The sequence below is a fragment of the Methanosarcina sp. 1.H.T.1A.1 genome (assembly GCF_000979295.1).
Classification (GTDB): Archaea; Halobacteriota; Methanosarcinia; order Methanosarcinales; family Methanosarcinaceae; genus Methanosarcina.
On the sequence record NZ_JJQY01000090.1, the window covers coordinates 1 to 14,682 of the forward strand.

A 14,682-nucleotide genomic window follows, 5' to 3' on the forward strand; every position below is an offset into this window, starting at 1 on the left:
GCCCTACTGTGACGGCAGCCACTGGATGAACAGCCAGCAGAAGCTCGAGTTCAGGAAGAAGTGGGGCCTGGAATGAGTGAGTTCGTTGATTAATAGAGATTCTTAACTTGCGGAAATAGTAATCTCGCATAACAATCAGGCAATCCAGAAGCCAAAATGAAAGCAATCAATGTGCAATTCCGCGATAAAAAATAGAGAATTCGAGGGTAGCCTTCTTTATTTCAATATATCCTCGAACTCCTTCTGGCTCTACAGATGCTGCCAAAGTCTCATCAGCCTGCAGCAAGTTTTCGATTGCACGTTTCTGAATAGCTGGAATGGTGACATGCCTCACGTTGGCCACATGCCTCACGTTGGCCACATGTTTGCCAATCAGATTTTCCTGCCCTGTTTTATCAAGTGACCGATACCTTTCTCCAGCCTGAGCAAAGTCGTTTGTTTTAAAGATCTTCAGGCACTTGAAGACATTTATACTCGGTCAAGCGAGGTCGAAGCGATCAAGGTTCATTACCCTGGTCCAGGCCGCCACGAAGTCCTGGACAAACTTCTCCTGCGCGTCCGTACTTCCGTAGACCTCGGCCAGAGCTCGGAGCTGGGAGTTCGAACCGAAGATGAGATCGACACGCGTGCCGGTCCACTTGACTTCGCCTGTCTTGCGATCGCACCCTTCAAACATGTCCCTGGCGTCCGATACCGCCTTCCACTCCGTACACATGTCGAGCAGGTTCACGAAGAAGTCGTTTGTTAGCGCTTCCGGCTTCCGGGTAAAAACGCCGTGCTGAGTCTGTCCGAAGTTGGTGTTTAACACGCGCATACCGCCAACGAGCACCGTCATCTCTGGTGCGGTCAGCGTCAGCAATTGCGCCTTGTCAACCAGCAACGCCTCGGCTGATACAGTGTATTGGCTCTTGAGGTAGTTGCGGAAACCATCCGCAATCGGTTCGAGTAAGGCAAAGGAGTCCACATCGGTCTGCTCCTGCAAGGCATCCATGCGCCCTGGAGAGAAGGGGACCGTCACATCGTGACCAGCATTCTTCGCAGCCTGCTCGATGCCTGCACAACCAGCCAAAACGATCAGGTCAGCAAGCGAGACCTTCTTGCCGCCAGAAGCCGCGCTGTTGAACTCGTTTTGGATACCTTCGAGAGTGTTCAGCACTTTCGCCAGCTCGGCTGGCTGGTTGACTTCCCAATCCTTCTGCGGCGCGAGGCGGATTCGTGCGCCGTTCGCACCGCCGCGCTTGTCGGAGCCACGGAAGGTAGACGCCGACGCCCAGGCAGTCGAAACCAGTTGCGAGACCGACAACCCTGAGGCAAGGACCTTGCCCTTGAGGAAGGCAATGTCCTTCTCATCGATCAACTTGTGATTGACCGCAGGGATGGGGTCTTGCCAGATGAGCTCTTCAGCAGGAACTTCCGGGCCGAGATAGCGGGCGCGCGGACCCATGTCTCGGTGCGTCAGCTTGAACCACGCGCGAGCGAATGCTTCCGCTAATTGATCCGGGTTCTCATAGAAGCGCCTTGAAATCTTTTCGTAGGCAGGGTCGAACCTCAAGGAAAGATCAGTGGTCAGCATGGTTGGCGCGTTACGCCTGGACGGGTCGTGGGCATCAGGAATCGTGCCGGCGCCGGCGCCACCTTTCGGTTGCCACTGATGTGCACCGGCCGGACTCTTCGTCAATTCCCATTCATAGCCGAACAGAATCCTGAAGAAGTTGTTGCTCCACCTCGTTGGCGTGTTGGTCCAGATAACCTCCAGCCCACTGGTGATCGTGTCACCGCCTTTGCCGGTGCCGAAGCTGCTCTTCCAACCGAGGCCTTGCTCCTCGATATTGGCCGCTTCTGGCTCAGGCCCGACATGGGACGCAGGACCGGCACCGTGGGTTTTGCCGAAGGCGTGACCGCCAGCGATGAGCGCAACGGTCTCTTCGTCGTTCATGGACATGCGAGCGAAAATATCGCGGATATCCCTGGCCGCCGCGATCGGATCCGGGTTGCCGTTCGGGCCTTCCGGATTGACGTAGATCAGCCCCATCTGCACGGCAGCGAGCGGATTTTCGAGGTCCCTGTCGCCGGAATAGCGTTTATCACCACCCAGCCACGTTTCCTCAGGGCCCCAATAGACATCCTGATCCGGCGCCCAGACGTCCTCGCGACCGCCTCCGAAACCGAACGTTTTGAAACCCATTGTTTCCAGGGCGACGTTACCCGCAAGAATCATGAGGTCAGCCCAGGAAATCTTCCGGCCATACTTCTGCTTGATCGGCCAGAGCAGGCGACGCGCCTTGTCCAGATTGCAGTTGTCCGGCCAACTGTTGAGCGGCGCAAAGCGCTGCTGACCTCTACCGCCACCACCGCGGCCGTCAAAGGCGCGGTAGGTGCCGGCGCTGTGCCACGCCATGCGAATGAACAAAGGGCCATAGTGACCGAAGTCCGCCGGCCACCAGTCCTGCGAATCGGTCATCAGCACCGCGAGATCTTTCTTCACAGCCACCAGGTCGAGGCTCTTGAACTCTTTCGCGTAGTTGAAGTCCTCGCCCATAGGGTTGGACTTGGAAGAATGCTGGTGCAGGATCTCGAGCTTCAACTGGTTTGGCCACCAGTCGCGGTTCGACATGCCTCTACCGGTTTCTTGTTTGTCTGCTCTGCCCACTTCAGGGTTCTTTCTGTCGTCAGTCATAACGTTACCTACCCCCACCATTGATAAAAATTCAAGACCAAATCTCTAGTATACAATCTCTTAAATCTTGTCTCCTCCTGGAAGAATTGAATGCCAATTGCCAGAGAGATTAATTTCGGTCCGCTTTCCAAATGCTTGAAATTCTTACATGCTGTTTTGCCATGTCCAATTTGTCATCTTTTAAGGTGAGCTTGTTTCAAAACTACCTCTTATCCTTCCATGCCAATTTTTCGGAGTAAAGAAATCAAGATCATCAAGTCAAATGGAAAATCTGCTTTAGATAAAAACATGAATAATCGGGATTTTGAAACTAGCTCGGTATGAACGACATAAGCCTCTTAATAGGATTCATCATAATACAGCTCATGTAAAGTCCATCGCTATTCTTTCAAACCGTCATCCTCTTGTCGAATTTTCCTTTCCAATCCAGTAAGTTCGTTACTTTAGGTCTTACGACTCCGATTATGGCTATATTTCCCCCCCTTAATCATTACTAATAGTTCTATCCCTGAAGAACTTATTCCAATTCAATATTCAACAACTATAACCACGGATATCTATTTAATATTGAGTATTAAATAAATAGCACTTACGCGGTTGAATTGTTTTCCAGATCACATTGAAATAATATTGTATTTATTATAATAATAGCAATATATTCGAAAAAATCTTTGAAATGAATGCAATAAATCCTCCAAAGTGTACTGATCTTGATTACGAGCTCATCCCAAAACCCATTTTTAATCTCACTTATCAGAATTATTCAGGATTGCTTTAATAATCGAAAGCCAGATTTGTTACTCAAATATGTGACCCAAATAAGCAAATTTTGAGTTTTGGGATAGGCTCTCTTATAAATCTATGCAAGCATTTCTAAATTACAAAGAGCTTGATTTTTTATATAATTAAAGGAGTTAAAATCGAGAAATAATGTCAAATCCTTCTTTCGGCAGGTCGACATTTCATTTTTAACAATTTTTGATGATGGCGATTTTGAATTTACAATTAATAATTGTGCGTAACTTTTAGGTTTACATATGATCAATTAATAATATCTCATACTATACTTTAATGAAAAAAATGATTCTGTATTTATATATGTGGTGGGAGTTGAGCCACACGTTAACCAACTTTAAATCTCATATCTAACCAGGTAATTTCCTAAAACGGCATCAGGAAAAATGTTATAATTTCAAGTGTCGACCTGCCGAATGTAGGTTAAGATTTTTGAGGTCATATTTACTTCAAAATTTGAAGTAAAAACCTATGCATAGATGAAAAAGAAAATTCTGTTTTTTTTGAAGAAAAGGGATACAGAGCATTTCGAATTTACAGAACTTCAGTTACATTGCCTCTAAAAGTTTTAACTCATGTAAATTCCAACTCGTCTAAAAATTCCAAACCCTGTAAATTTCAAACCTTTCCCAGGTTTTCGCTTCCCAGAATATTCTCAAGTTCTTTTTCCAGTTGTTTCCTCTGGATGTCCAGATGGTCAGCTTTCAGGTTAAGGCTTTGAAGTTTCCTTGAGCGTATTTCCGGCTCTATAGTTTCTTCGGTTTCTCCGATTTGTTTTTTCATGGTTTCTAATTCGGTTTTTACTTCTTCTTTTTTGCTTTTAATGAATCCCAGTTTTGTTTTTAAATCTGCTTTCTTATCCTCTTCAGGTACGCTGCTGACCTGCTGTTCAAGTTCTTTTTCCTTCTTATCTAAAACTTCCAGGACATACCCTATCCTTCCCAGGATTTCGGCTTCTATTGCTTTGTCAAAGATGATTTCTTCAGGTTTCTTTTCCGGAGGCTTTTCAGGCATTTCGGCTTTTAGGGGCTCTTTTGGGGGAATGAAAACTGTTCCTTCTTTCAGGATCCTCTGGTTCATGAAGTTGGGGGAAACGATTTCTACATCAGCTTCATGAAGAGCGTCAAGAACGGCTTTTTTGAAATCCGATCGGGCCGTAATCAGGCTCTCAATATTCTTTAAGAGCCCTCCCACCTTATAAGTGACCGAAAAGTCCCCGAGTTCCAGGACGTGAACGAAAGGGTTTTCAAGCCCGGTTTTTTCTGCAGCCAGGAGCAGGTTTTTTTCGATTTTCTGGCGGGAGACATCGTAGCCCAGGGAGACGCAGGTGAAGATGATGGTCCCCGATGTCCTGATCGTTTTTAAGGGGTTTGAGACCAGTTTGAGGTTAGGGAAGGTTACCAGGTCCCTGTTTATCGACTGGACTTCCGTGTGAAGGATATGAATGTCGGTGACTCTCCCGAAGACGTTCCCACTTTCAATGTAATCCCCTACCCTGAAGGGCTTTATGATCCGCAGCATGATCCCGGACATCGCGTTGGCAATAAAAGTGGTGGAGGAAAGTGCAACTGCAGCCCCGGCAATGATCCCAAGCAGGCTGAGAATCGATTCTTTGTACTGGGCTGCAATTGGGAGGCTGAACACGACAAAAATGAGGCCGATGCTGAGGATGACGAACTGAATTAGGTGCTTTGCGAATTTCACGTCTGTGTGGATTATCTTTGTCCTGACAAGCAGGCGGTCAACTGCAAAAATCAGAAAAAGGGTAACTGCCACCGTAATAATGCTCACCAGATAGTCCCCAAGAATCTGGGATAAATAACTCAGCTTCTTTTCCCCCTCTATAATTTCCTTTAATTTTTTTCTTTTTCCTTTTAGCCTTCGCAATCCCCTTGAATAAAAAATTCGCCCGGTTTCATCCCATTACATCCTGTTAATTTGTTCCTGATGCTTGATATTATTAACTTCAAAGCTTTTTATAAACTTCAAATCCTTAGAGGCATAAGGTAGTTTCAGGGTTTGCCTACGAATAAGGAAACTTTATCGTAAGGACAATATCTGGCAGGAAATAACTTTAAAGGCAGTTAGATAAATTACTGTGGTAGGTGAACCGGATATGAGAATCGCAGTATGTGGGAAAGGAGGAAGTGGTAAAAGTACGATTTCCGCCCTCCTGGCAAAGCAGATGGCAAAAACAAAGAACGTCCTGGTACTTGACATCGATGAGTCCAACTACGGGCTGCACAGCCAGCTCGGGATGGCAGCCCCCGGAGACCTCATGGAATATTTTGGGGGAAAGCAGGATTTCAAGAAAATGCAAAGGGCTCCAAAGACCGCACCTCTCGGAGGGCTTACCGTTCAAGGGGCTTCAGGAAATCAGCAGCAATCTCGCTTCTTTAAGAAAAGGTGGAGTTTTTCCGACCTGCCTTCGGAGTTTGTGGAAAAGAAGGGGAATCTCCGGTTGATGGCTGTTGGCAAGATCCATGATTTCGGAGAGGGATGTGCCTGTCCTATGGGAGTCATGACAAGGGAGTTTCTCGAAAACCTCGACCTCGGAAAAGACGATGTAGTAATTGTTGACACTGAAGCCGGCACGGAACATTTCGGGCGCGGCGTTGATAAAGACTTTGACCTGATCCTGGTAGTTATCGATCCTTCCTACGAATCCCTCAAACTTTCAAAGAAATTTGAAGATTTTGGAGGACAGTGCGGGTGTAAAGTCTATTTTGTGCTTAACAGGGTTGAGCCGGATATCAGGGAAGAGATGCTGGCTTCCGTGAATAGCGTGAATGTCGTGGCTGAGATCCCTGCAAAAAGAGAACTTTTCAAAGCGTCCCTGAAAGGCGAAGAACTCGACCTTGAGCTGGAAGAGATTGCAAAGCTTGCAGAGTTTCTTGCAGAGTTTCGGGGGAAATCCGATTCATTGGTTCATTGACTCATTAATTCATTAATTCATTGATCCATTCATTGATTCATTGACTCATTGATCCATCATTGATTCATAGGTTTTGGGCAACTGAGGGGTATTTTTGATCTCCCTGCGGCTTTTTCATTTTTAACGCCTTCAATTAGCCGGGGCTGCAGCCCTGAATGAGAAAATTCCGGACAATTATCCGAAAGTATATTATTGATCGTGTTATTTGAATAATGCAAAAGTTTTACGTGGTTTGCGGACAGCAGGTTTTGTTTACCGGAGTTGTCCTTTTCCGGAATTTCTATTCATTAACTTATTGATCAAAACTATGTTTGAAATGTTTGAAAGGTATGAAATATTTGGATGTTGGAGTTATATTTTCATTATTAAAACGCTGGAGAACATAAAATGACTACACGCGAGTACATGCTTGGAAACGTGGCAATTGCCCGGGGCCTTTTGGAAGGCGGCGTACAGGTGGCTACAGGCTACCCCGGGACTCCTTCTTCGGAGATCATCGATACCCTTGCGGCCCGGAAGGACCGGGACTACTATATTGAATGGTCCGTGAATGAAAAGGTGGCAATGGAAGTGGCAGTCGGAGCCGCCTGGGCAGGAGTCCGGTCTGTCGTGACAATGAAACACGTCGGGTTAAACGTTGCAGCCGACCCCTTCATGACCCTTGCCTATGCAGGGACAAAAGGCGGGCTTATTGCCATTGTGGCTGATGACCCTTCCTGTCATTCCTCCCAGAACGAGCAGGATACACGGCGATATGCCCAGTTTGCCCTTGTGCCCTGTTTTGACCCTTCAACTCCCCAGGAAGCCAAGGATATGCTTCCATATGCGTTTGAGTTCTCGGAAAAGTTCGAAATCCCTGTCATCTTCAGGCCCACCACCCGGATTTCGCACGGTAAATCAGATATCGAGCTCGGGGAAATCCCTGTAGAAAAAGCGATTCCCCATTTCGAAAAACTTCTCGACCGCTGGGTCATGCTGCCCAAGAATGCCCGCACCCGCCATACCCATATCCTTTCTATCCAGCAGCCAATGGAAGATGAGCTTGCAGAATCTCCCTGGAACTCCCTGGAACTGATACCTGATGCAAAGTTCGGGGTAATAGGTGCAGGCATTGCTTCGGTATACGCAAAAGAGGCCATGCAGGAACTTGGGCTTGAAGCTTCTTTCCTGAAGATAGGGACCTATCCTGTCCCGAAAAAGCTTATTCTGGAACTGCTGAACACAGTTGATACTATTCTCATCTTCGAAGAGCTTGAGCCGATTGTCGAAGAGCAGGTAAGGATGCTTGCACAGGAAGCCGGGCTTGAGGTCTCTATTCTCGGGAAAACGGGTGGTTTTGTCCCGCGAGAAGGAGAACTGGACATAAGCGCCTTCCTTGAAGCCTTGAAGAGAACTTTTGATCTGGATGCCGAACCAGAAACCGAAAAAATGCCCCTTGAACTTGCTCCCCGCCCGCCTGCCCTCTGTGCCGGCTGTTCTCACAGAGCAACCTTCTATTCCATGAGAAAGGTCTTTGGAAAGGATGCTATCTACCCAAGCGATATCGGCTGTTACACCCTCGGGATCCAGAGCGGGACTGTTGAGACCACGCTCTGCATGGGCTCAAGCATCAGCATAGCTTCCGGGCTTTACCATGCAGGGGAAAAGCGCCCTATCTGCTGTTCTATCGGGGACTCAACCTTTTTCCATACAGGTATGAATTCTCTCCTGAACGCGGTCTTCAACAAAGCCAATATTACGGTCACCATTCTTGACAACCGCATCACTGCCATGACCGGGCACCAGCCAAATCCCGGAGTTGGCTTTACGGTTACCGGTGAGCCAACTGTAGAGGTCTCGCTTGCCGAACTCTGCAGGGCTATGGGAGCCGGATTTGTAACTGTTGTTGACCCCTACAACCTTGAAGCAACCCAGGAAGCTTTCAAAGCCGCAAAGGACTTTGAAGGCACATCTGTAGTCATAGCAAGGCAGCCCTGTGTGATCTCAGGAAAGAGAGCAGGGATCAGGCGGGCCCCGTACATCGTCGACCCTGAAAAGTGTGAAGGCTGTAAGCAGTGCGTCAAGTTCGGCTGCCCGGCAATCGAATTTGATGAGGAAAAGAAATGCGCTGTAATTACTGCCCTGTGCAGCGGATGTGGGGTCTGTGCGCAGATCTGCAAGTTTGAAGCTATCCGGGAGGTGAAGAGATGAGTCAGGTAAAAGGAGAGAAGAAGCTCGATCTCCTTATCACGGGAGTCGGGGGACAGGGGGCAATCCTTGCTTCGGACATCATCGGAAAAGCCGCAGTCATTTCAGGGCTTCCCATCCGGGCAGCAGAGACCCACGGCATGGCGCAGCGCGGAGGCTCGGTTGTAAATCACATAAGACTGGGTTCAGATCTCGGATCAATGATCCCTAAAAAAGGCGCAGACATCATGCTTGCCCTTGAGCCAATGGAGGCAGTCCGGTATCTCGATTTCCTGAAGGACGGCGGAGTAATTATAGTAAACACTCAGACAGTCATCCCTGTAACCGTCACATCGGGCCTTGCAAAGTACCCTGATGTCCAGGAAATCCTGGACGTCCTTTCTGAAAAATATATAGTCAAAGCCTTTAATGCGGACGAACTGGCTTATGAAGCCGGGAACAGGCTTGCAATGAACGTGGCAATGGTCGGGGCAGTCTCTGGCTACCTGCCCATTCCGAAAGAGACTCTGATTGAGAGTGTTAAAGCCCTCGTGCCGCAGAAGACAGTTGAGATTAATTTAAGGGCTTTTGAGATGGGGAGGAAAAAAGTCGATAAAAGCTAAACAGAGGAAAGCTTAAGCTTTCCTTTTTATGCTTCTTCATAACAGTTGTAGATTATATTTATTGTTTATATGGAGTATAAGAGAAATCACTGATTATAAGCTCAATATTCTTTCCATCAGATGGACGTGAATCTGATGTGTGTAGGCTGCCAATCAATCTTATGAATTGAAGAATTGGATATTAGCAATAAGTTGTTTCTTCTTGATCGTGGTTTTTCTCCGAGAAGGTTCTCAACGTCGAGAGGAAAACCAGGTCAAACTTGTGTTACCAACGAAAAGAAATAGTCATTATTACGACACAAGAATACACCTTAATGAAGAATTCATCTCTCATGATAGGCTAATCAAATGTGGAAAAAGAAAGTTGGGAAATAGGTTATTATATTTATATGAAGTCCATGACCTAAAACTTGAAGAACAGAAGACAATCTTCAGAAAAAGAGAGGAAGGGGAAATTAATGATGAAGAGTACTCTTTGAAACAAAAACAGGCAGGTAAGTTCTTAATTATCTCCAATTACAACATAGGGAAAAAGGAGATGTATGGACTATATACAAAAAGAGACTATATTGAAAAGTTGTTTGATGTATATAAAACAATATTAGATGCTGATAGGTTGTATCCTCATGACAATGAGAGTGTTTATGGGCATGTATTTGTAGCATTTATCTCATTGTATGCATACTGCAAATTGTTAAAGGCGATTAAAAAAGCAGATATTGATAATAGGTTTTAACCAGCTGATATCTTATTGAAGTTTAGGAAAGTGAAAAACATAGATTTTGGTGAAAAAGAGATCATAACTGAAGTTCCTAAAAAGTAAAAGACTTGGATAAAATTATTCAATTCAACATATTCCCTATAAAAAATCAGAGTTAAGGTTATTAAATAAATTTCGGTTCTTCACTGTTTCGAAGGAGTAACTTACATTCAGCTCCAAAATGTTAAAGTAACATATCTAAAATGTAGGAACATTTGTTGTTGAAAATCATATTCAAGCTTGATATTTCTCTTTTTGGTCCGGCTATTTTATAACTAAGCAATTATCTTCAACCCACAGAAAACCGCGAATAGCCTAAATTTTTGTTGATTTCATATTTGAAAACCCTGCAGGTTCTCCATGAACTCCCCCACTTCTTCGGCACCAATATTCAGAAACTATGTTTCCTCAAGTTATTTACTCATCAAATATCTAGCTATGTACAATCGTATTTACGATTAAATAGTGGGGTTGGAGTAAAATTCAGAAAATATGATGAGGTGGTGACATAATAGGTCACGGGGAATATGCAAATAAGTAATAAAAATCCCCTGTGTATTTTATTTATTAACAGGGAATAAAATACGTAGCCGCCGCCTATCAAAAAACATTATCGAACCTGGAAATTGAAACAAGTGGGTGATATTTAATGGAATACGTAAGAAAAATCTGTCCGATTTGTGGGAGTGAGTTTGTAGTCCTGAAAAAGGTAGAGGATAAGGCAATCTACTGTACGCTGGAGTGCCTTTCAGCATCTCAGGGGAAGATGAAGAGAGAGAAAATATCCTCATTAATGACTGTATAAGTGTATATTGTTTCATTGTAAACAGTGTGATTTATTTCATTTTATCTTTTTTACATTTTTAACTAATATTCACCATTTATATTAATAAATGTTTCTCTTTCAAAGTTCATAACCCCTGATAATAAATAAAGTTCAATGAATTTCAGGACCAGCACTCTATAATAATTTGATAAAATAGACACCATATTTATTTAGAAAGATTAGCAGATATTAAATGAGATAAGTTTTTACACAGTAGAGATTAGTTAAAAAGAATAAATACTATAGTAAGTGTCGGTCAGGAACTATTGAACGTTCCCTTTGGGGACATGATTCGAGAAATGGCCCTTGAGATTGCAGAGGGGCAGATCGCTCTGGACATGAAAAGAGACCACGGATGCTGACGGTAATGTGACTGCAAGCAATGTGGTTACTAATGACAAAACCATGCCTCTTCTGACCTACGGGCTTGAACCTCGTTTCTACGAATTTACGGAATCGATTATTGAGTTAAGATGACAGACTACCGCGCAAGCCAGCCCTAACTAAAATATTAAATAAAATATTTCTTACTACCGAAAGGTTTCCTTAAAATAATGGAGAACCAGACTGTAGTCGCGGCAGGGATGGCTAAACGGACCTTCCACAGATGTTTTCAAAAAAAGAGCATTTTTCTTGCTGTTGTTTTTGGAGAATCACTCCAAAATCTGCAATTATTATTTTAACTGAATCTTCGAGAAAGGAGAATTGGAATCTTTGAATGAAGGCACAAAGCCAAAAGATTCAAGATGTCCCCGGATTTTCAAGATGTTTCTACTTCCTTAAGTCTCTTCCCGAAAACCTGTAAACAGGACAGGAATGGTTTGTCCTGAATAGAGGCAGTACTCCTGAGTTTGTTGCCACCAATGTATTATATAGGATATATACAAGAATTCCGACCCAAGCTCAAAAAGATGAAACACGGAACGCACGGAAAGACTGTAATTTTGTAGCTTAGTCCTCTTGAGCGAAGCGAGTGAAACGGACCGCGTACTGTTGCGATTACATCGCAACTCCCAGGAAATCAGAGATTTCCTGTGATCCCGAGGCGCAATTAGGGCGTCGGCACAATCTTTGACAGGCCCAAACTTTAGAATTTATTATATTTATTCTCCCCTGTCATTGATTCTTCTTTTTTATAATTCCTCATGCCCTGCAAAGGCTTTATATATGAGATGTGCTATTTAAAGGCAAAGTACATCAGAGATGTGAGGTTTCAGGCATTATGGTGCTTGGAACTGTTTAATCAGATCAATGTGATGCTTAATGCTAACTCCCGGAAATCTCCGGAAGTAAGGGCCTTCTACCGTTTTTACGGTTGAATTTCCTGCATAGAATATAAACCAGTGAGAAAAGTCGGATCAACATGAGTGTCAAAGGGCCAATGCTTTGAAACGCCCGCTTTTGGCGTCGCGAAGACGTCTAAAATCGCACGGAACTGTTCAGGTTTTCGATGAGTCGCGGTTGCAGTTGCTGAATACTGAAGTTTCAAATCAGGTTACTGAGTAAATCAGATTACTGAGTTACAGATCAGGTTACTGAATACTGAAGTTTCAAAATCAGATTGCTATATGTTTCAAATCAGGGCCGAGTGCCTGGATTTGGGTCTGCCAGGATCGTAAGGTCGGTTCTTAAATCAGATGTTTCCTGCTGAGGCAGGAACAAAAGGGAACCGAATATCTGCAGATGCCTGAAGGAATGTAGGGTACCAGGAGCACAGAGCTCCGGTCTGCTCGAGGCTTTCCGCCGGCAGGTCTGAACGACATCCCTCCCCCACCTGGTAGCGTTCGGGGAATCCAGTGCACTTCTCTTTTGTCACTTGTGTTGTTTCGACCGGAGGGGCTGGTATTTCAATTGAAGTTTACGGAGTAGAAATATGGCAAGCATACACCGACCAAAACGAGGTTCCCTTGCATTCAGTCCGCGCAAGAGGGCTAAGAGCCACATTCCACGGTTCAGAGCCTGGCCGGAAGCCACGGGCGAACCAAAGCTGCAGAGTTTTGCAGGTTATAAGGTGGGTATGACCCACGTGATCATGGTTGATGATATAAAGAACAGCCTTACCCAGGGTATGGAAATCTCCGTACCGGTGACTGTACTCGAAACTCCTGCAATCAGGGTCGCAGCTATCCGGGCTTACACAGAAGACAGCACCGGGGAAAAGGCAATTGCCGAGGTATGGGCAGCAGACCTTGATCCTGAACTCAAACGCAGGATCCCCATTCCGGCAGCAGAGAACCAGGCTGAAGCCCTTGAGACTATCGGGAAACTGATCGAAGAAGGCAGAGTAAGCGACATCAAATCAGTCACCTACACCCTTCCAAAGAGCCTTACCGGTGTCCCAAAAAAGGTTCCAGATATCATGGAAACCGGGATCAATGCAAGAGACCTCAACACCAAATTCGAATACGCAAAGTCAATCCTCGGTACCCTTGTGAGCTTTACAGACGTTTTCAAGAACGGAACACTTGTTGACACCGCCGCAATTACCATAGGTAAAGGTACTCAGGGCCCTGTAAAGCGCTGGGGTATTCAGCTGCAGAAGGGAAAGCACTCCCGTCAGGGAAGCCTCAGGCAGGTCGGTACCCTTGGTCCCTTCCACCCGGCTCGCGTTTCCTGGAGAGTTCCCCAGATGGGTCAGACAGGATACCACCAGAGGACTGAGTTTAACAAGCGCATCCTCAAGATCGGAGCCGACGGAACAGAAGTCACTCCTGAAGGCGGGTTCATTAACTATGGCCTTATCCGCGGAGACTATGTGCTGATTAAAGGCAGTGTTCCAGGACCTTCCAAGAGGCTTATAAGGCTCAGAGACCCGATCAGGGCAAAGAAAGCCGACCTTGGCGAACCCAACATCCTGTACATAAGCAGGGAATCCAAGCAGGGGTAATCTAAGATGGCTACAGCAAAAACCATAGACCTTACAGGAAAGGTAATCGGGGAAATCGAACTTCCATCAGTGTTTGATGCAGACTACCGCCCTGACCTGATTAAAAAGGCAGTACTCGCAGCACAGGCAAACAGGCTTCAGCCCTATGGTCCCCGCCTCTACGCAGGCATGGAGACTTCCGCAAGAGGCTGGGGCTCCGGAAGGGGTGTATCCCAGATTCCCAGGCTCGTAAACAGCAGCAGGGCTGCAAGAGTCCCGCACGCAAAGGGCGGAAGAAGAGCTCACCCACCAAAACCGGAAACTGACAGAAGCGAGAAGGTTAACACAAAAGAGCGCCGCTATGCAATCCGCTCTGCAATCGCAGCAACCATTGACCCTACCCTTGTAAGCCTGAGGGGTCACATCTTTGAAGCTGAACTTCCGATTGTTGCGGAAAATGCTCTTGAAAACCTCGAAAGGACAAAGCAGGTAATAGAATTCCTTGAAGCTGCTGGTCTGTATGAGGATGTCCTCAGGGCAAAATACGGAAGGCACATCAGAGCCGGCCGTGGAAAACTCAGAGGCAGGAAATACAAGCATAAAAAGAGCGTCCTGATTGTCGCAGGAGAAAACTCTCCTATCCAGAAAGCTGCAAGAAACCTTTCCGGAGTAGACGTCGTAACGGTAGACTCACTGAATACTGAAGTACTCGCACCGGGTACACACGCAGGTCGCCTTACTGTCTGGACAGAATCTGCAATTGGAAAACTGGAGGGCGCATTCCAATGAGTTCCATCAATTATCCTTTTGTTACTGAAAAAGCGATGATGCTGCTTGATGAAAACAAGCTTCAGTTTATCGTTGATACCAGATCAAACAAAAAGCAGATCGTGGAAGATGTTGAGAAGCTGTACGGATTCAAAGTAAAATCCGTGCGGACCATGACCACAATGAAGGGTACAAAGAAAGCCATCCTTGCATTTGAAGAGCCTGAATCGGCACATGAGATTGCAACCCGGATAGGACTTATGTGA

The 14,682-nt window shown here is 45.7% G+C and carries 12 protein-coding genes; 8 read left to right on the forward strand and 4 right to left on the reverse strand.

Annotation, left to right across the window (positions count from 1 at the left end):
- Positions 1 to 166: 166 nt before the first annotated feature.
- The 3 genes from EO95_RS17070 to EO95_RS08620 form a co-directional block, all read right to left on the reverse strand.
- On the reverse strand, positions 167 to 472 hold the full coding sequence (locus EO95_RS17070; protein ID WP_082105986.1) for a catalase-related domain-containing protein: 306 nt from the start codon (positions 470 to 472) through the stop codon (positions 167 to 169).
- A gap of 6 nt (positions 473 to 478) precedes the next feature.
- Positions 479 to 2,677, reverse strand: a complete 2,199-nt coding sequence (gene katG, locus EO95_RS08615) for a catalase/peroxidase HPI (protein ID WP_048133870.1) — start codon at positions 2,675 to 2,677, stop codon at positions 479 to 481.
- A gap of 1,413 nt (positions 2,678 to 4,090) precedes the next feature.
- Positions 4,091 to 5,263, reverse strand: a complete 1,173-nt coding sequence (locus EO95_RS08620) for a mechanosensitive ion channel family protein (RefSeq protein WP_048133925.1) — start codon at positions 5,261 to 5,263, stop codon at positions 4,091 to 4,093.
- A gap of 325 nt (positions 5,264 to 5,588) precedes the next feature.
- On the opposite strand from EO95_RS08620, the gene EO95_RS08625 reads away from it, so the two are divergent.
- The 5 genes from EO95_RS08625 to EO95_RS18010 all read left to right on the forward strand — a co-directional run bounded on the left by EO95_RS08625 (position 5,589) and on the right by EO95_RS18010 (position 10,761).
- Positions 5,589 to 6,407: an ATP-binding protein gene (locus tag EO95_RS08625; RefSeq protein WP_048133926.1), complete on the forward strand. Its 819-nt coding sequence runs from the start codon at positions 5,589 to 5,591 to the stop codon at positions 6,405 to 6,407.
- 387 nt (positions 6,408 to 6,794) lie between these two features.
- Positions 6,795 to 8,597 carry an indolepyruvate ferredoxin oxidoreductase subunit alpha gene (iorA, locus tag EO95_RS08630; RefSeq protein ID WP_048133872.1) on the forward strand — a complete coding sequence of 601 codons (1,803 nt, stop codon included), beginning with the start codon at positions 6,795 to 6,797 and terminating at the stop codon, positions 8,595 to 8,597.
- A complete protein-coding gene (locus EO95_RS08635) occupies positions 8,594 to 9,196 on the forward strand; it encodes an indolepyruvate oxidoreductase subunit beta (protein ID WP_048133873.1) in 603 nt (200 codons plus the stop codon). The genes iorA and EO95_RS08635 overlap by 4 nt, the downstream gene beginning before the upstream one ends.
- Positions 9,197 to 9,458: 262 nt before the next feature.
- Positions 9,459 to 9,932 (forward strand): hypothetical protein, encoded by a 474-nt coding sequence (locus EO95_RS08640; RefSeq protein ID WP_156164022.1) that lies wholly within the window; start codon positions 9,459 to 9,461, stop codon positions 9,930 to 9,932.
- Positions 9,933 to 10,605: 673 nt separating this feature from the next.
- Entirely contained in the window at positions 10,606 to 10,761 is a 156-nt protein-coding gene (locus EO95_RS18010) for a hypothetical protein (RefSeq protein ID WP_200895024.1), read from the forward strand.
- Positions 10,762 to 12,415: 1,654 nt separating this feature from the next.
- On the opposite strand, the gene EO95_RS08645 is transcribed toward EO95_RS18010, so the two are convergent.
- The gene (locus tag EO95_RS08645) at positions 12,416 to 12,598 is read right to left on the reverse strand and encodes a hypothetical protein (RefSeq protein WP_048133875.1); all 183 of its coding nucleotides are present in this window, start codon (positions 12,596 to 12,598) and stop codon (positions 12,416 to 12,418) included.
- Between the two features lie 57 nt (positions 12,599 to 12,655).
- On the opposite strand from EO95_RS08645, the gene rpl3p reads away from it, so the two are divergent.
- The 3 genes from rpl3p to EO95_RS08660 are packed head-to-tail and all read left to right on the forward strand — an operon-like array spanning position 12,656 to position 14,682.
- Positions 12,656 to 13,669 (forward strand): 50S ribosomal protein L3, encoded by a 1,014-nt coding sequence (gene rpl3p / locus EO95_RS08650; RefSeq protein ID WP_048133877.1) that lies wholly within the window; start codon positions 12,656 to 12,658, stop codon positions 13,667 to 13,669.
- 6 nt (positions 13,670 to 13,675) lie between these two features.
- Complete coding sequence (gene rpl4p / locus EO95_RS08655) at positions 13,676 to 14,437, forward strand: 50S ribosomal protein L4 (RefSeq protein WP_048133879.1); 762 nt, start codon at positions 13,676 to 13,678, stop codon at positions 14,435 to 14,437.
- Positions 14,434 to 14,682, forward strand: coding sequence for a 50S ribosomal protein L23 (locus tag EO95_RS08660; RefSeq protein WP_048133881.1), 249 nt, complete (start codon positions 14,434 to 14,436; stop codon positions 14,680 to 14,682). The genes rpl4p and EO95_RS08660 overlap by 4 nt, the downstream gene beginning before the upstream one ends.